The organism is Pseudomonas sp. XS1P51 (assembly GCF_054897845.1).
Genome location: NZ_CM142707.1, coordinates 6,448,826 through 6,464,870 on the forward strand (window position 1 = coordinate 6,448,826; position 16,045 = coordinate 6,464,870).

At 57.6% G+C, this 16,045-nt stretch carries 17 protein-coding genes and 1 pseudogene; 5 read left to right on the forward strand and 13 right to left on the reverse strand.

Going from position 1 to position 16,045, the window contains the following annotated elements; all coding sequences use genetic code 11:
- Nucleotides 1-27: 27 nt before the first annotated feature.
- On the forward strand, nt 28-369 hold the full coding sequence (gene grxD / locus ACYZUD_RS29815; protein WP_007943565.1) for a Grx4 family monothiol glutaredoxin: 342 nt from the start codon (nt 28-30) through the stop codon (nt 367-369).
- 190 nt (nt 370-559) lie between these two features.
- Here grxD and bfr read toward each other — a convergent pair whose 3' ends face one another.
- A complete protein-coding gene (gene bfr / locus ACYZUD_RS29820; RefSeq protein WP_462021408.1) occupies nt 560-1,033 on the reverse strand; it encodes a bacterioferritin in 474 nt (157 codons plus the stop codon).
- Nucleotides 1,034-1,232: 199 nt separating this feature from the next.
- On the reverse strand, nt 1,233-1,451 hold the full coding sequence (locus ACYZUD_RS29825; protein ID WP_033057470.1) for a bacterioferritin-associated ferredoxin: 219 nt from the start codon (nt 1,449-1,451) through the stop codon (nt 1,233-1,235).
- A 315-nt stretch (nt 1,452-1,766) separates the two neighbouring features.
- Between ACYZUD_RS29825 and ACYZUD_RS29830 the strand changes: the two genes are divergently transcribed.
- Nucleotides 1,767-2,369, forward strand: coding sequence for a peroxiredoxin C (locus ACYZUD_RS29830; protein ID WP_462021409.1), 603 nt, complete (start codon nt 1,767-1,769; stop codon nt 2,367-2,369).
- A 170-nt stretch (nt 2,370-2,539) separates the two neighbouring features.
- Here the strand turns inward: ACYZUD_RS29830 and rnt are convergent, their stop codons facing one another.
- Both rnt and pyrC read right to left on the reverse strand, forming a co-directional pair.
- Nucleotides 2,540-3,217, reverse strand: a complete 678-nt coding sequence (gene rnt / locus ACYZUD_RS29835) for a ribonuclease T (protein ID WP_149631464.1) — start codon at nt 3,215-3,217, stop codon at nt 2,540-2,542.
- Nucleotides 3,214-4,260 (reverse strand): dihydroorotase, encoded by a 1,047-nt coding sequence (pyrC, locus tag ACYZUD_RS29840; RefSeq protein ID WP_462021410.1) that lies wholly within the window; start codon nt 4,258-4,260, stop codon nt 3,214-3,216. The genes rnt and pyrC overlap by 4 nt, the downstream gene beginning before the upstream one ends.
- Before the next feature lie 159 nt (nt 4,261-4,419).
- Here pyrC and ACYZUD_RS29845 point away from each other — a divergent pair, with 159 nt between their 5' ends.
- Together ACYZUD_RS29845 and ACYZUD_RS29850 are read left to right on the forward strand one after the other, a co-directional pair.
- Complete coding sequence (locus ACYZUD_RS29845; RefSeq protein ID WP_462021411.1) at nt 4,420-5,328, forward strand: flagellar protein MotY; 909 nt, start codon at nt 4,420-4,422, stop codon at nt 5,326-5,328.
- Nucleotides 5,329-5,457: 129 nt separating this feature from the next.
- On the forward strand, nt 5,458-6,675 hold the full coding sequence (locus ACYZUD_RS29850) for an argininosuccinate synthase (RefSeq protein WP_008009296.1): 1,218 nt from the start codon (nt 5,458-5,460) through the stop codon (nt 6,673-6,675).
- A 165-nt stretch (nt 6,676-6,840) separates the two neighbouring features.
- Here the strand turns inward: ACYZUD_RS29850 and ACYZUD_RS29855 are convergent, their stop codons facing one another.
- Nucleotides 6,841-7,497, reverse strand: a complete 657-nt coding sequence (locus tag ACYZUD_RS29855; protein WP_462021412.1) for a hypothetical protein — start codon at nt 7,495-7,497, stop codon at nt 6,841-6,843.
- A gap of 485 nt (nt 7,498-7,982) precedes the next feature.
- Here ACYZUD_RS29855 and ACYZUD_RS29860 point away from each other — a divergent pair, with 485 nt between their 5' ends.
- Entirely contained in the window at nt 7,983-8,609 is a 627-nt protein-coding gene (locus ACYZUD_RS29860; RefSeq protein WP_462021413.1) for a response regulator, read from the forward strand.
- Nucleotides 8,610-8,699: 90 nt separating this feature from the next.
- Here ACYZUD_RS29860 and ACYZUD_RS29865 read toward each other — a convergent pair whose 3' ends face one another.
- The 8 genes and pseudogenes from ACYZUD_RS29865 to metG form a co-directional block, all read right to left on the reverse strand.
- A complete protein-coding gene (locus ACYZUD_RS29865; protein ID WP_059182237.1) occupies nt 8,700-8,879 on the reverse strand; it encodes a PA3496 family putative envelope integrity protein in 180 nt (59 codons plus the stop codon).
- A gap of 107 nt (nt 8,880-8,986) precedes the next feature.
- Nucleotides 8,987-9,625, reverse strand: coding sequence for an endonuclease III (gene nth, locus ACYZUD_RS29870; RefSeq protein WP_008032146.1), 639 nt, complete (start codon nt 9,623-9,625; stop codon nt 8,987-8,989).
- A gap of 25 nt (nt 9,626-9,650) precedes the next feature.
- Complete coding sequence (locus ACYZUD_RS29875) at nt 9,651-10,160, reverse strand: Rnf-Nqr domain containing protein (RefSeq protein ID WP_462021414.1); 510 nt, start codon at nt 10,158-10,160, stop codon at nt 9,651-9,653.
- A complete protein-coding gene (locus ACYZUD_RS29880) occupies nt 10,153-10,764 on the reverse strand; it encodes an RnfABCDGE type electron transport complex subunit G (RefSeq protein WP_462021415.1) in 612 nt (203 codons plus the stop codon). The genes ACYZUD_RS29875 and ACYZUD_RS29880 overlap by 8 nt, the downstream gene beginning before the upstream one ends.
- Entirely contained in the window at nt 10,761-11,753 is a 993-nt protein-coding gene (locus ACYZUD_RS29885) for an RnfABCDGE type electron transport complex subunit D (protein ID WP_462021416.1), read from the reverse strand. The genes ACYZUD_RS29880 and ACYZUD_RS29885 overlap by 4 nt, the downstream gene beginning before the upstream one ends.
- Before the next feature lie 805 nt (nt 11,754-12,558).
- Nucleotides 12,559-12,933 (reverse strand): annotated as a pseudogene (gene rsxB / locus ACYZUD_RS29890) (electron transport complex subunit RsxB); the annotation flags it as partial.
- A gap of 17 nt (nt 12,934-12,950) precedes the next feature.
- Nucleotides 12,951-13,520 carry an electron transport complex protein RnfA gene (locus ACYZUD_RS29895; RefSeq protein ID WP_462021417.1) on the reverse strand — a complete coding sequence of 190 codons (570 nt, stop codon included), beginning with the start codon at nt 13,518-13,520 and terminating at the stop codon, nt 12,951-12,953.
- A 131-nt stretch (nt 13,521-13,651) separates the two neighbouring features.
- Complete coding sequence (gene metG, locus ACYZUD_RS29900) at nt 13,652-15,703, reverse strand: methionine--tRNA ligase (protein WP_462021418.1); 2,052 nt, start codon at nt 15,701-15,703, stop codon at nt 13,652-13,654.
- Nucleotides 15,704-16,045 lie beyond the last annotated feature (342 nt).

Below are 16,045 nucleotides of genomic sequence, written 5' to 3' on the forward strand. Positions count from 1 at the left end.
AGTCGGAAAGTTCAGCCGAGGTGCTCCATGGATATCATCGAAACGATTAAAGAGCAGATTGCTAACAACACCATTCTGCTTTACATGAAAGGTTCGCCGAATGCCCCGCAGTGTGGCTTCTCTGCGAAAGCCGCGCAGGCCGTCATGGCTTGTGGTGAAAAGTTCGCGTACGTGGATATCCTGCAGAACCCGGAAATCCGCGCCAACCTGCCAAAATACGCCAACTGGCCAACCTTCCCGCAACTGTGGGTCGGTGGTGAGCTGGTCGGCGGTAGCGACATCATGACCGAGATGGCTGCAGACGGTTCGCTGCAAACCACCATCAAGGCTGCTGTCGAAGCGGCTGCTGCCAACAAGACCGAAGCCTAAGACGATTGGCTCCCTTGTAGGAGCTGTCGAGTGCAACGAGGCTGCGATCTTTTGATCTTCAGCAACTAAAAAGCCCCGCTCCTCGAAAGAGGGGCGGGGCTTTTTATTGCGCTTGATAAGTTATGTCGATGTCGCCGCTGCCATCGCCAAGATCGCAGCCTCGTTGCACTCGACAGCTCCTACACAGCTCCTACTCTTCGCCCATCTGCGATTGCAGATAGTTCTCAAGACCGATTTTATCGATCAGGCCCAGTTGGGTTTCCAGCCAGTCGATATGTTCTTCTTCGGACTCAAGGATATCTTCGAGCAGTTCGCGGCTACCAAAGTCGCCAACGGTTTCGCAATGAGCGATCGCGACTTTCAGGTCCGCATGACCGGTGCGTTCAATACGCAGGTCGCACTCAATCATTTCCTGAGTGTGTTCGCCGATCTGCAGCTTGCCCAGGTCCTGGACGTTCGGCAGGCCTTCGAGGAACAGGATGCGCTTGATCAGCTTGTCCGCGTGCTTCATCTCGTCGATGGATTCGTGGTACTCGTGCTTGCCGAGCTTGTTCAGACCCCAATCTTCATACATGCGTGCATGCAGAAAGTATTGATTGATCGCGACCAGCTCATTGGCAAGGATCTTGTTGAGATGCTGGATGACTGTAATGTCGCCTTTCATGATGGGGTCCTGCCCTGTATTAGCTGTCTATGAGGCAGAGTTTGAGCCGCACAATTAAGAGTGTCAAACCTAAGTTATTGAAACTTAAGTGAAAATTAATCGGAATAAGAATGTTTGTGTTCCGCGTCTAGAGCGTAAGCGATTGATTTTCAGGCATAAAAAAACCGGACATCAAGTCCGGTTCTTTGAAATGGGTTACTTACGCGGCAGTAAATTCTACGGGATAAGGAATCGCGGCCTGGGCGGATTGCAATTTGGTCAGGGTTTCGCGAACCACTTCCTTGGCAAGGCAGGCGCATTTACCGCATTGGCTGGCTACGCCGGTAGCCTGACGGACTTCCTTGTAGCTGCAGCATCCTTCATAGATTGCATCGCGGATTTGACCGTCGGTGACGCCAGTGCAGAGGCAGACATACATAAAGTGAGAACCGTCGCTGGTTGTGACTCAGTTGCGATGGATCTTAATGTTAACGAGAATGATTGTCAAAGTGGTTTCTGAAAGCTTCGCGTTATAAGCGAGTGCGACTGACGAACGGTTTTCTTCAGGGCAATCTGCCAGTAACCGTGGCGCCGGCAATTTAACGTGCCTGCGAAAAACCGTTGGGGGCAGCTCAAAAACGCAGTGTATGATGACCGGTCCTTATGGAGCGGGTTGGTGTCACAGGGCTGTCGCCTGAGGGTGGCAGGCTGATACGAACCCGGTACTTCACGTCATTACACCAGGAGATATCCAATGAGCGTACTCGTAGGCAAACAAGCCCCTGACTTCACCGTACCGGCCGTACTCGGCAATGGCGAAATCGTAGACAGCTTCACCCTGTCGTCGGCCATCAAAGGCAAATACGGCCTGGTGTTCTTCTACCCACTGGACTTCACCTTCGTTTGCCCGTCCGAGCTGATCGCTCTGGACAACCGCATGTCTGACTTCAAGGCACGCAACGTTGAAGTGATCGCGGTTTCGATTGACTCGCACTTCACTCACAACGCATGGCGCAACACCCCGGTCAACAATGGTGGCATCGGCGAAGTTCGCTACACCATGGCGGCCGACCTGAAGCACGAAATCGCCAAGGCCTACGACGTTGAGTCCGAAGGCGGTGTGGCTTTCCGTGGCGCGTTCCTGATCGACGACAAAGGCGTTGTCCGCTCGCAGATCATCAACGACCTGCCGCTGGGCCGTAACATTGAGGAGCTGATCCGTCTGATCGACGCTCTGCAGTTCCACGAAGAGCACGGCGAAGTCTGCCCTGCCAACTGGAAAAAAGGCGACAAAGGCATGACCGCTTCGACCGAAGGCGTCGCGGCTTACCTGACTGAGAACGCTGCCGCGCTGTAAGGCATGTTCGAGGCATAAAAAACCGGCCGTTGAGGCCGGTTTTTTTATGGGCGGGATAAAACTGCGACTTGTAGGAGTGAGCTTGCTCGCGATGGATCTGAGAGCGCCGCGGGGGGCCAGACTTGCAGCGTTATCGTTGACGAGCATCGCGAGCAAGCTCGCTCCCACAATCAGTCGTTGTAGTCTTCCCAGCCGCCCATTTGTTTCCAGCGATTGACGATGCCGCAGAACAGCTCGGCCGTCTTCTCGGTGTCGTAACGAGCCGAGTGGGCCTCGCGACCGTCGAAGTCGATGTCGGCGGCCTGACAGGCCTTGGCCAGGACGGTTTGACCGTAGGCCAGACCTGCGAGCGTTGCGGTGTCGAAGCTCGAGAACGGATGAAACGGGTTGCGCTTCATGTCCAGGCGCGCAACCGCAGCGTTGAGGAAGCCCAGGTCGAAGCTGCTGTTATGGCCCACCAGAATCGCCCGCTTGCAGCCGTTGGCTTTCAACGCCTTGCGTATGCCACGGAAGATATCGGTCAGTGCTGCCTCCTCACTCACCGCCATGCGCAGCGGATGATCGAGTTTGATCCCGGTAAATTCCAGGGCGGCCGCTTCGATGTTCGCGCCTTCAAAAGGCTCGACACGAAAGAAGTAGGTGTGATCGGGGTACACAAACCCTTTTTCGTCCATGCCGATGGTGGTCGCGGCAATTTCCAGCAAGGCGTCAGTGGCAGAGTTGAAACCACCGGTTTCAACGTCGACAACGACTGGCAGGTATCCACGGAAGCGCTCAGCCATCGGGTGGCGGGAACCACCTCCGCCGCCTTGACCGTCCTGTTCGTCGTCGAAATGGTCTTCACTCACGCGTGTTCCTCCAGCAGGCGCCAGCGCAGTTTTTCACCGGCGCGCAGCGGGATTACGGTCAGCTCGCCAAATGGCAGGCTGGTCGGGGCGGTCCACTCGTCGCGGACCAGGGTAATGCGATCGGTGTTCACCGGCAGGCCATAGAAGCGTGGACCGTTAAGGCTGGCGAAGGCTTCGAGCTTGTCCAGCGCGTTGCGCTGCTCGAAGGCTTCGGCATACATCTCGATCGCTGCATAGGCGGTGTAGCAACCGGCACAGCCGCAAGCGGCTTCCTTGGCGTGCTGGGCATGGGGGGCCGAGTCGGTGCCGAGGAAAAACTTGTCGCTGCCGCTGGTGGCGGCATCGAGCAAGGCTTCCTGGTGAGTGTTGCGCTTGAGAATCGGCAAGCAGTAGAAGTGCGGCCGAATCCCGCCGACCAGCATGTGGTTGCGGTTGTACAGCAGATGATGGGCGGTGATGGTCGCGCCAACGTTGGCCGAAGCCTCGTTGACGAACTGCACGGCGTCAGCGGTGGTGATGTGTTCGAACACCACTTTGAGCGTCGGAAAACGCTCGACCACACGACGCATGTGCTCATCGATGAAGAGTTTTTCGCGGTCGAACACATCGACATCGCTACGGGTGACTTCACCGTGAACCAGCAAGGGCATCCCGACTTCGGCCATGACCTCAAGTGCAGGGAAGATCTTGTCGATGCTGGTGACGCCAGAGTCCGAGTTGGTGGTCGCGCCGGCCGGGTACAGCTTGGCGGCGTGAACGAAACCGCTGGCCTTGGCTTCACGAATTTCTTCGGGCTGGGTGCGGTCGGTCAGGTAAAGGACCATCAACGGTTCGAAGCGACTGCCGGCCGGGCGTGTAGCGAGAATCCGCTGGCGATAGCCGTCGGCTTCAGCGGCGTTACGCACCGGAGGTACCAGGTTGGGCATGATGATGGCGCGACCAAAGGTGCGCGCGACATCCGCAACGGTATTGGTCAACACGGCACCATCGCGAAGATGAATATGCCAGTCGTCGGGACGCAGCAGGGTCAGGCGGTCGGACATGAGGGGATTCCAGGCGGGTCAAACTGAGGGGAATGCTACCGGAAAAGACTCTCTCAGGCACTCGCTATCAAGTTTTGCAGGAAGCTTCCGATATCCAACAGGTATGCCGTAAACATGTGTGTGTCGGTCTTTTTGTTGTAGAAGCCAGTGGAGCCTCCCGTGCGCCAGCGTTATTTAGCCTTGCTCAGTGTGTTTGCCAGCCTTCCCGCGATGGCGCTCACTTTCCAGACCCGTCTGGAGAGCATCGAGTGGACGGTCGAAGGGGACAAGTTCGAGTGCCGCCTGACTCAACCGATTACCGATTTCGGTTCGGGTGAGTTCGTGCGTCGCGCCGGCGAACAGGCGACGTTTCGTCTGAAGGCCTACAACTCGATGGTCGGCGGCGGTTCGGCGACCTTGCTGGCGGCCGCTGCGCCCTGGCAGCCTGGGCGTGGCGACATCAATCTCGGTTCCGTCCAGATTGGCAGCGGCAATGTGCTGTTCAACAGTTCGCAAGTCCAGGCCGGGCGCCTGATCAGTGGCTTGATGGATGGCCGCAGTCCGGTCGTCCGGCATTTCTCGGGTGATGGCCGGGTGTCGGAAGTGCGCCTGCTGCCGGTCAAGTTCAGCAAGGCGTTCAACGATTATCAGGGCTGTGTCGCGAAACTGCTGCCGAAGAATTTCGAGCAGGTTAAACAAACGCAGATCGGCTTTCCCGGTGACGGCCTGGATCTCGACGCGCAGGCCAGGTCTCAGTTGCAGGTGATGCTGGAGTTCATGAAGGCCGATCCGACGGTCAATCACATCGAGCTCGACGGTCACTCCGACAACAGCGGCAACCGCCTGACCAATCGTGACCTGTCGCGGCGGCGGGCCCTGGCGGTCATGGAGTTTTTCAAGGCCAACGGTGTTCAGGAGTCGCAGATCACCGTGCGCTTTCACGGTGAACGTTATCCGTTGGCGCCCAACACCAATTCTGCCAATCGGGCGAAGAACCGTCGGGTCAATGTGCACCTCGCACGGGTCGCGCCTACCGAGCAGCCGGCCCCTCAGGCAACGGTGTCGGCGAGCGCGGGGAAGACCTCCTGAACCCGCTGTAATCGTCGCTCGCTCGACATAATCTGTCGCTTCGTCGTCATAAGCTGTCGCGCCTCTGTAAATTATCCTGCATGACCGGTAGACTTGGCGGCTTTCCGTAGAACCCCGTGGAGTGATGGCATGGCGGACGTAAACAAGGTCGTTCTGGCGTATTCCGGCGGCCTGGACACTTCGGTGATCCTCAAGTGGCTGCAGGATACTTATAACTGTGAAGTCGTGACCTTCACCGCTGACCTGGGTCAGGGCGAAGAGGTCGAACCTGCACGCGCCAAGGCTCAGGCCATGGGCGTGAAAGAGATCTACATCGACGACTTGCGCGAAGAATTCGTACGCGATTTCGTTTTCCCGATGTTCCGCGCCAACACCGTTTACGAAGGCGAGTACCTGCTGGGTACTTCCATCGCTCGTCCGTTGATCGCCAAACGCCTGATCGAAATCGCCAACGAAACCGGTGCTGACGCCATTTCCCACGGCGCCACCGGCAAGGGTAACGACCAGGTTCGTTTCGAACTGGGCGCCTATGCCTTGAAGCCAGGCGTGAAAGTGATCGCTCCTTGGCGCGAATGGGACCTGCTCTCCCGTGAAAAGCTGATGGATTACGCCGAGAAGCACAACATTCCGATCGAGCGTCACGGCAAGAAAAAATCCCCGTACTCGATGGATGCCAACCTGCTGCACATCTCCTATGAAGGCGGCGTGCTGGAAGACACCTGGACCGAGCACGAAGAAGACATGTGGCGCTGGACCGTCTCCCCGGAGAAGGCTCCAGACAAGGCGCAATACCTGGAACTGACCTACCGCAACGGCGACATCGTTGCACTGGACGGCGTCGAAATGACCCCGGCCACTGTGCTGGCGACCTTGAACCGTATCGGTGGCGAACACGGTATCGGCCGTCTGGACATCGTCGAGAACCGTTACGTGGGCATGAAGTCCCGTGGCTGCTACGAAACCCCGGGTGGCACCATCATGCTGCGCGCTCACCGTGCGATCGAGTCGATCACACTGGACCGCGAAGTGGCTCACCTCAAAGACGAGCTGATGCCGAAATACGCCAGCCTGATCTACACCGGTTACTGGTGGAGTCCTGAGCGTCTGATGCTGCAACAGATGATCGATGCGTCCCAGGCTCACGTGAACGGTGTCGTTCGCCTGAAGCTGTACAAGGGCAACGTAATCGTTACTGGCCGCAAGTCCGACGAATCGTTGTTCGACGCCAACATCGCGACCTTCGAGGAAGATGGCGGCGCCTACAACCAGGCCGACGCGGCGGGCTTCATCAAGCTCAACGCCTTGCGCATGCGTATCGCAGCGAACAAAGGCCGGAAGCTTTTCTGAGGCCTTTGCGTAATTGAATTTGTGGCCTTGTCGTCGACAAGGCCACAAATTTGAAAAGAGGGACTTTCTCTCTGATATTACGTTCCGCATTCTTGTTTCTTTTAATACCTTCGTGTCTTCTTCTCTCTGATCGGTCTTGAGGAGCTACTGACTGCTGCGTGTCAGTTAGCAAGTTTGATCAATGACCGTCATGTCGTGTGAGTTCAAATTGTAAGCAATGCAGAACGTTGTTCCGCTGCGCTTCTTTGCATTCTTCGGGTTTTTGAGTGCGCTTTCCTTCAATAATGTGTCCGATTCGGTTTCCGTGAGAAACACGACGACTTGCGCCGGGTCTCCCTTGGGCTTTCGAATCTTTTCCAGCAGGGAGCGGAACTCGACTTTTTTATTCATCCACCTTGCATCAATGATGTGCAGGTCTCTTAGTAACTCGGGCAGCCGAACATGGTGCTGAGCGGAGAGGTTTACCTGCAATCCGATTTTGCTTGGCGGTGCCTGGGCATCCCCTGATCGGTGACGGGATGGTTCGTTGCTCAACATTCTGACGTTGCTGTTTTCCGGGCGCTCAGCGTTGCCCATGACTTTTATGAATTGCTTTCCTTTCTCAAAATCAGAAGGCGCGTAAAGCGATCGATAATTGAAGTTGAGTGTGGCGAAGAACAGAAAGAGCAAATAAAAGGGAAAGCTGATCAGGAACCAGAGATAGATCTCTCTCTCGTCATCGTCGAGGAAGGGCAGAGAGACCGCTGCCGATGTTTCAGACAGTGTTGCGAATATCGCGATGACGGTCATGGGGTTGGTTATTCTTTGTTTGAGTCTTGTCATATTTTTTACTCATGGAAGTTAGTCTTTTCTCAATTGGTTAATGGGTAATTGCTTGGTTGTTTGGCTGTTATAGTAGCTGTAATTTTTGTGGTTCGGATATATCTGTTTTTCAGTGCTGGGAGTATGGATTGTTTTTCATGGTGCCTGGTGTGTGATATTTATGGTTCGGATCTTGGGCCCGGGAAGTACCGGCTGTTCTTAAGGGTAGCTCAATAAGCGGCGTATGTCGGTATCATCGATACGAGGTGTTCTTATGCGTTTTTTGGTTGTAAGTCGATACAAATAATTTTAAAAAAATGCAGTATCGTGAGACCGATACTGCTTCTGATGAACTGTATCCAAAGAATTTTTGTAGGATTAATCCGTGATGTTTGTAGGGTATGTCTCTCGGTGCGGGTGGCCGGGGGGCACGGCATGCCATGGGTGAAACGACTAGGCTATTGTGCGGGCTCTAAAAATTCGAACAGCGAAAATTGGACTTGCCCATGAATAAAGTGCTGATCGTGGATGATCACCCCGTCATTCGTCTTGCGGTACGTATGCTAATGGAGCGTCATGGCTACGAAGTCATTGCAGAAACAGATAACGGCGTGGATGCATTACAACTTGCTCGTGAACATATGCCGGATATTGTCATCCTGGATATTGGAATACCGAAACTGGATGGGCTCGAAGTTATTGCTCGCCTGACATCGGCGGCGATGCCAATGAAAGTGCTGATATTGACTTCCCAGGCGCCGGGGCATTTTTCCATGCGTTGCATGCAGTCGGGTGCCGCCGGATATGTCTGCAAGCAACAGGATCTCACTGAGTTGCTCAGTGCAATAAAGGCTGTATTGTCAGGCTACAGTTACTTTCCCAATCAAGCCTTGCATACCGTGCGCTCCAGTCTGGGAAATGCCAGTGAAGCCGATATGGTGGATCGTTTGTCGGGACGGGAAATGATGGTCTTGCAACAGTTGGCTCGAGGCAAGACCAACAAAGAGATCGCCGATGGAATGTTCCTCAGCAATAAAACCGTCAGTACTTACAAGACTCGTCTGTTGCTGAAGCTCAATGCTCGTTCACTGGTCGACCTGATCGAACTGGCTCAACGCAATGGTCTGGTGTGATGGCGCAAGCGTTTGAGAGGGCAAGATGAGCGGGTGTTTTTTGGGGCCGGCACCTGGTAAAAAGCCTCCGTTTCGGGAGGCTTTTAGGTGTCATAGGTCAAAATCGTAATCGGCCAATTGCTTTTGCAGTCGGCGCTCCTCCAGCAGATTGTCGATGGTGCGGCGTTTGCTCAGGTTGGTCTTTGCCACTTCAACCACCGGTTCAGCGTCCTCGGCTTCAACGGGGGTGAAGTCGTCTTCTACGTCCAATTGCTCTTTGCCAGTGCTCATAAAGTCAACTCCAGGCTAAGACTGCCTTTGGCGCTCCTTATATCGACAATCGCTCTGCGGGTAAAAAAGATTTTTTCAATCGATAAATCAATAAACCTAATAGCGGCTCAATCGTCCGAGGTCTTGTGCTTGTATTCGCACAAGTCTTCGATCCGGCAACTGCCGCAGCGAGGCTTGCGGGCCAGGCAAACGTAGCGCCCGTGGAGGATCAGCCAGTGATGAGAGTCGAGCAGATACTCCTTTGGCACGAACTTCATCAGTTTTTTCTCAACCTCGACCACATTTTTGCCTGGAGCAATGCCGGTGCGGTTGCTGACCCGGAAAATATGGGTGTCCACGGCCATGGTCAGTTGGCGGAAGGCCGTGTTGAGCACCACGTTGGCGGTCTTGCGGCCGACGCCGGGTAGCGCTTCCAGCTCTTCGCGGGTTTGCGGCACTTCGCCTCCATGGCGCTCCACCAGCAAGCGACAGGTCTCGATCACGTTTTTCGCTTTGCTGTTGAACAGGCCGATGGTCTTGATGTATTCCGACAATCCCTCGACGCCCAGCGCATAAATCGCCTGCGGCGTATTGGCCACCGGGTAGAGTTTTGCGGTGGCTTTGTTGACGCCGACATCGGTCGATTGTGCCGAGAGAATCACCGAGATCAGCAATTCGAACGGCGAGGAGTAGGCCAGTTCGGTCTTCGGTTCCGGGTTGTCTTCATGCAGCCTGCGGAAAATTTCCAGACGTTTTGCGGCATTCATGGGCAGTGCGTTTCCTCGAAGTCGGTCAGTGTGAGTGAGTCGGACGGGCCCAGGCCTGCCAGGCGGCGAGCAGCAGTCCCAGCAGAATGAACCCGCCAGGGGCCAGAGTGGCGAGGTGCAAGCCACCGCTGCCGATGAGCTCGCGCAGCAGGCCCAGACCCACCATCAACGCGCCGAACAGGCCACACAGGCGCAGGCGATCACGCCATGCACTCTGGAAAAAACCCGTGTGGTCCAGAACCACGCATTGCAAGGCGATCAATCCTGCATAGATCCCCAAATGCTGATGCCATCGAAGCGACCCGGCTTGCGCGGCGAGTTCTGCGCAACTGGTCAGCGTGGCCGCCAGCACGATGCCGGCAAGTACGTGTGTCGCCGGGATCAGTCGGGATCGCAAGGCGCCCATGCTCACGCCAAAGGCGCTGATGACCACGATGAACATCAGCCACACGCCCAGCGCGGTCATCCATGAGTCCGTGGCACCGATCAGCGGCGCGAGCATCAGTGAGTGCTGCAGAGACGATGACTTATTCATGGGGATTGCTCCCGATCAGCTGTTGCGAGTTCTCGTCGAAGTAACGCAACGCGTCATGGATCGCGTTGATCACCGCTCTTGAAGTGATGGTCGCGCCAGCGATCTGATCGAATTGCCCTAGATCCTTTTTCAATGCCCAGCCATTGTCGGCAGGTTCGGTTCGGGACTTGCCGGAGAAAACTTGAAGCCAGGTATTGGGCCAGTCGGCGATCCGCGCACCCAACCCCGGGGTTTCCGATTGTTTGAGGGTTTTGACGCCCAGTAACTTGCCGTTCGCGCCGATGGCGATCAACAAGTCGATGGCGCCCGCATAGCCCAGGGTCTGGCTGCGCAGCAAGACGGCGCTGGGTTGTCCGGCCTTGGTTGCCCGGTAGCCACCCGGCAGTGTGCTGTTGGGCAATGCAATGTTTGCGAAGTTGAGCGGCTGTTCCAGCGGCTGATTGTCGTAGCTGTCAGGGGGGAGCAGGTCGAGCAAATTGCGGCTGTCGATCAGGCGCTGTTCGGCCGCAATGCGCGGCGCGCTGATGTGCTGCACAAGGTAAGTCGCGCCAATCCCCAGACCTGCCAGCAACACCAGGATCATAACGCTCGACGCTCGGCTCATGACGCAGCCTGCTCCTGCCTGGACGCGACAAACCGCTCCAGCGCCGGTACACAAAGGTTCATCAGCAGCACGGCGAAGGCTACGCCGTCCGGATAGCCGCCCCATGTGCGAATCAAATACGTCAGCAGCCCCACACCCGCGCCGAACAGCAGTCGGGCACCGGGGCTCTTTGCTCCGGACACCGGCTCCGTGACGATGAAGAATGCGCCCAGCATGCTCGCGCCGGTGAGCAGGTGAAACAGCGGCGAGCCATGGGAGTCGGAGCCCGAACCGTTCCAGCACAGCAGGCTAATGATAAACAGGCTGGCGAGCATGCCGACCGGCGCATGCCAACTGAACACCCGTCGTTGCAGCAGAAACGCGCCGCCCGCCAGAAAGGCCAGGTTGACCCATTCCACACCGCGACCGCCGAAGTGGCCGAACGCCGGGTTGCCGGCGAAGAGTTCGTCCATGGTCAGGCTTTTATTGATTCGCAGGCTGTCCAGCGCCGTGGCCTGAACCCATGCATCCGGCGTTTGACTGAGGCTGAAACCGAACACCTGCTGCAAACCACCGAGCAGGTCCATGCCATGGGACGATGGCCAGTGAGTCATTGGCTGGGGAAAGGTCACCAGCACCAGGGCGAAACCGAGCATGGCCGGGTTGAACGGATTCTTGCCGACGCCGCCATACAGGTGCTTGCCGAACACCATCGCGAAGGCCGCTGCACAGACGGTCAGCCACCACGGGCAGTAAGGCGGCAAGGCCAGTGCCAGCAGCGTGGCGCTGACCAGGGCGCTGCCGTCGCTCAAGGTCGGCTTGAGCGCGCGCTTGCGCAGGCGCAACACGGCCGCTTCAACGGCCAGTGCGGTAATGCCCGCCAGAATCAGGTTGATCAACACTCCCCAGCCATACAGCCAGAACAACACCAGCATTCCCGGCAAGGTGGCCAGCAACACCAGCTTCATGGCCTGCTGAAGGCGCTCGTCGACCGACTCAAGGAGCGACATAGGCATTCACCTGACGCTCGGCTTCTTGCAAGCGGGCGCGCGCCTTGTCCATCAACTCGGCGGGGGTATCGGCCTGTCGTTCGAGTTTGCTGACATCGGCGCGGGCGTAGGCCAATTCGGTTTTCAGCTGTCGAAGCTGGCTGTTGATGGGGCGCTTTTCGACCCGCGCCAGGTCAGGCAAAGGTTGTTCACTGACCGCTTCGACGGCGTGCAGGTTCTGTTCGGCTTCGCTGAGTGCTCGTTCCAGCGCTTCGATCTGTTCAGCCGGTGCTTCACTGGCTTGAGCTTTTTTGAGTTCGGCGCGGCGCATGGCCAACTGGATTTTCGCCCGTTTCAACTCGGCGTCCTTCGCCGGTGCAACGGGGGCCGGAGCGGATGGTGCGCTGTTTTCCAACTGCGCCAAGGCTTGTTCGGCCGCTTCGAATTGCTGTTGCAGCACGATCAATTGCGATTGCTGCTCGAAGGTCGGCGGATGCCCGAATGCCTTGAGCGACTTGTTCAGTTGCGCCCGGCTCATCGCCAGATCGATCTTGGCTTTTTTCAATGCCACATCGGCATTGGCGGCCTTCTGCGCGCGGACGCGTTCAAGGGCGGCCTGCACCGGGTCGAGCGCCACGTCACTGTGCTGCTGCACGGCGCGATGTGCCCGGGCCTGGCGCTCAGCGAGTTTCTGTTGTTCTTCACGCTGCAGGCGGGTGTTGCGTTGTTCAAAACGGCGCCGTGCGTGATTGCGTTTGGCGGTGCGAGCCTGTTGTTCCTCAAGGCTGAACGCCAGGCCTCCGACTATCGGCAGCACCGTGGCCAGCGGCAGCGGTCGCATCTCGATGCAATCCACCGGGCAGGGCGCCACGCACAGATCACAACCGGTGCATTCGTCGATGATCACCGTGTGCATCAATTTGGCCGCGCCGACGATGGCGTCTACCGGGCACGCCTGAATGCATTTGGTGCAACCGATGCATTCGGCCTCTCGGATGTAGGCGATCTGCGCCGGGGCCGAACCGCGACTGACGTCCAGTTCCAGCACCGGTACTTTCAGCAAGTCGGCCAGGGCCGCAATGGTTTCGCTGCCGCCGGGCGGGCACTTGTTGATCGGCTCGCCACTGGCAATACCTTCGGCGTACGGCTTGCATCCGGGGTGGCCACATTTGCCGCATTGGGTCTGCGGCAAGAGGGCGTCGATGCGTTGAATCAGACTCATGTTTTGATCAGTCCGCTGAATCCGAGAAAAGCCACTGCGATCAGTCCGGCGCCGATCAGGTCGATCGGAAGGCCGCGAAAGGGCAGGGGAACATCGTTATCGAGTGTGCGCTGGCGCAAATCGCTGAACAGCCTCAGCACCAGCCAGAAACCCAGCCCAGCACCGATACTCAGGGCCGTGGCGTGGAAAAATCCTTTGCCGTTCTGGGCGTTGAGCAGCGCCAAACCGAGCACGCCAGCATTTCCCAGCAGCAGCGGCCAGAGCCCCTCGAACGAAAGCTTCGCAAACAACCGTGAAAGCAGCTTCAACAGCGGTCCGATCAACAAAACGCTCAGCGGCAGGAACACGAACAGACGCAGCGAGGTCAGTTCCAGCGGCACCAGCAACCAGTGGTAGAGCGCGTAGCCGAGCACGCCGACGATCAGCATCAGGCAAGTTGTCGCCATGCCCAGTGCGTGGACCTGACGCCGTTCGGTGCCCAGCAGCGGATCGACGCCCAGCGGCCAGTGCAACACGAAGTTGTTGATCAGGGCAGTGCTGATAAGCGTAAGAAGAATCTCGGTCATGATCGTGCCGGCAAGAAAAGGCCTGTCTACCTGAAGGTTAGGCATTATCCGGCAAGGAAGGAGGGTGGGCCAGATATGAAAATCCCACAGTCATGGCTGGCACGACTGTGGGATCGATTTACCGCAGAGCCTTACTTGATGCGCTGACCTGGCTTGGCACCGCTGTCGGGGCTGAGCAGGTAGATTTCTTCACCGCCAGGGCCGGCAGCCATCACCATGCCTTCAGAGATCCCGAACTTCATTTTGCGGGGCTTGAGGTTGGCGATCATCATGGTCAGGCGACCTTCGAGCTTGGACGGGTCCGGGTAGGCGCTTTTGATCCCGGAGAGCACGTTGCGTTGCTCGTCGCCGATGTCCAGGGTCAGGCGCAGCAGCTTGTCGGCGCCTTCCACGGCTTCGGCCTTGAGGATCAGCGCGACGCGCAGGTCAACCGCGGCAAACGCATCGAACTCGATTTCCGGCGACAGCGGATCCTTGGCCAGTTCGCCGTTACCGGCAGGTGCAGCGTCACCGGTGTCAGTCTGGCTGGCGGTCAGGTCTTCTTTCGAGGCGTCGGTCATGGCCTGCACTTTTACCGGGTCGATACGGGTCATCAACGGTTTGAACTCGTTCAACTGATGGTTGCTGAGCAAGGTCGCGTGGTCGTTCCAGGTCAGCGGCGCGACGTTCAGGAACGCTTCGGCATCGGCGGCCAGCAGCGGCAGGACCGGCTTGAGGAAGATCACCAGTTGACGGAACAGGTTGACGCCCAAAGCGCAGATGGCCTGGACTTCGTCCTGCTTGCCTTCCTGTTTGTTCAGTGACCACGGTGCCTTGTCGGCGATCCAGGCGTTGGCACGGTCGGCCAGGCCCATAATCTCGCGCATGGCGCGGGCGAAGTCGCGAGCCTCATAGGCTTCGGCGATGCTTGGCGCCGCAGCGAGGAAAGCGTCGGTCAGTTCCGGTGCGGCATTGCCCGCCACCAGGACACCGGCGTTGCCTTTGTGGATGAAGCCGGCGCAACGACTGGCGATGTTGACGACTTTGCCGACCAGGTCCGAGTTGACCTTCTGCACGAAGTCTTCGAGGTTCAGGTCCAGGTCATCGACGCCACGGCCCAGCTTGGCCGCGTAGTAGTAGCGCAGGTATTCCGGCGACAGGTGATCCAGGTAGGTCCGGGCCTTGATGAAGGTGCCGCGGGACTTGGACATTTTCTGGCCGTTGACCGTCAGGTAGCCGTGTACGTTGATGCCGGTCGGTTTACGCAAACCGGCGCCTTCGAGCATGGCCGGCCAGAACAGGGCGTGGAAGTTGACGATGTCCTTGCCGATGAAGTGGTACAGCTCGGCAGTGGAGTCTTTGTTCCAGAACGCGTCGAAGTCCAGCTCCGGCGTACGGTTGCAGAGGTTCTTGAAGCTGGCCATGTAGCCGATCGGCGCGTCCAGCCACACGTAGAAGTACTTGCCCGGCTCGCCCGGGATCTCGAAACCGAAGTACGGCGCATCGCGGGAGATGTCCCACTGTTGCAGGCCGGCATCCAGCCATTCGGCGATCTTGTTGGCGACGGCGTCTTGCAACGTGCCACTGCGAGTCCAGGCTTGCAGCATTTCCTGGAAGTCCGGCAGCTTGAAGAAGAAGTGCTGGGAATCCTTGAGCACCGGGGTGGCGCCAGAGATCGCCGACTTCGGATCCTTCAGGTCGGTCGGGGCGTAGGTCGCACCGCATTTTTCGCAGTTGTCGCCGTACTGGTCTTCGGTGCCGCATTTCGGGCAGGTACCCTTGATGAAGCGGTCGGCCAGGAACATTTTCTTTTCCGGGTCGAAGTACTGAGTGATCGAACGCGTGGCGATGTGCCCGGCGTCGCGTAGCTTCAGGTAAATCTGGCTCGACAGCTTACGGTTTTCTTCGGCGTGAGTGGAGTGGTAGTTGTCGAAGTCCACCAGGAACTCGGCAAAGTCGGCGCTGTGTTCAGCCTGGACGTTGGCGATCAGTTGTTCCGGGGTGATGCCTTCCTTTTCTGCGCGCAGCATGATGGCCGAACCGTGGGCGTCGTCGGCGCAGACATAAATGCATTGATTGCCGCGGTGCTTTTGGAAGCGCACCCACATGTCAGTCTGGATATATTCCAGCATATGGCCAAGATGGATCGAACCATTGGCATAGGGCAGGGCGCTGGTGACGAGGATCTTGCGTGGCTCGGACATGGGGCTCGGCTACTTGATGAAACGGAGGTCGGCCACTATAAAGCGCTGGCGCATATTTTTCACCCCTGTGGCCTGAGGGTTTGTTGTTACAAAACAGCTGTTGTGGCGAGGGGGCTTGCCCCCGTTCGGCTGCGCAGCAGTCGTAAAACCGGTGAATGCGGTGTGTCTGTCATGTTGCATGCGCTGGTTTTGAGGGCCGCTGCGCGACCCAACGGGGGCAAGCCCCCTCGCCACAGGCAAGCTCTCCCGCCACAGGAATGCGTTTGCAACAAATGATCTTCAGGCATGCCGACTTGGGCGCGGAACGGTTACGATACCCGCCTGATTTTCCAGTCTTGCTAT

Bases quoted from the DNA above. Each gene is read 5' to 3' on its own strand.
- grxD (WP_007943565.1), top strand. From the start codon at position 28: ATGGATATCATCGAAACGATTAAAGAGCAGATTGCTAACAACACCATT.
- bfr (WP_462021408.1), bottom strand. From the start codon at position 1,033: ATGAAAGGCGACATTACAGTCATCCAGCATCTCAACAAGATCCTTGCC.
- ACYZUD_RS29825 (WP_033057470.1), bottom strand. From the start codon at position 1,451: ATGTATGTCTGCCTCTGCACTGGCGTCACCGACGGTCAAATCCGCGAT.
- ACYZUD_RS29830 (WP_462021409.1), top strand. From the start codon at position 1,767: ATGAGCGTACTCGTAGGCAAACAAGCCCCTGACTTCACCGTACCGGCC.
- pyrC (WP_462021410.1), bottom strand. From the start codon at position 4,260: ATGTCCGACCGCCTGACCCTGCTGCGTCCCGACGACTGGCATATTCAT.
- ACYZUD_RS29850 (WP_008009296.1), top strand. From the start codon at position 5,458: ATGGCGGACGTAAACAAGGTCGTTCTGGCGTATTCCGGCGGCCTGGAC.
- ACYZUD_RS29855 (WP_462021412.1), bottom strand. From the start codon at position 7,497: ATGACAAGACTCAAACAAAGAATAACCAACCCCATGACCGTCATCGCG.
- ACYZUD_RS29860 (WP_462021413.1), top strand. From the start codon at position 7,983: ATGAATAAAGTGCTGATCGTGGATGATCACCCCGTCATTCGTCTTGCG.
- ACYZUD_RS29865 (WP_059182237.1), bottom strand. From the start codon at position 8,879: ATGAGCACTGGCAAAGAGCAATTGGACGTAGAAGACGACTTCACCCCC.
- nth (WP_008032146.1), bottom strand. From the start codon at position 9,625: ATGAATGCCGCAAAACGTCTGGAAATTTTCCGCAGGCTGCATGAAGAC.
- ACYZUD_RS29875 (WP_462021414.1), bottom strand. From the start codon at position 10,160: ATGAATAAGTCATCGTCTCTGCAGCACTCACTGATGCTCGCGCCGCTG.
- ACYZUD_RS29880 (WP_462021415.1), bottom strand. From the start codon at position 10,764: ATGAGCCGAGCGTCGAGCGTTATGATCCTGGTGTTGCTGGCAGGTCTG.
- ACYZUD_RS29885 (WP_462021416.1), bottom strand. From the start codon at position 11,753: ATGTCGCTCCTTGAGTCGGTCGACGAGCGCCTTCAGCAGGCCATGAAG.
- ACYZUD_RS29895 (WP_462021417.1), bottom strand. From the start codon at position 13,520: ATGACCGAGATTCTTCTTACGCTTATCAGCACTGCCCTGATCAACAAC.
- metG (WP_462021418.1), bottom strand. From the start codon at position 15,703: ATGTCCGAGCCACGCAAGATCCTCGTCACCAGCGCCCTGCCCTATGCC.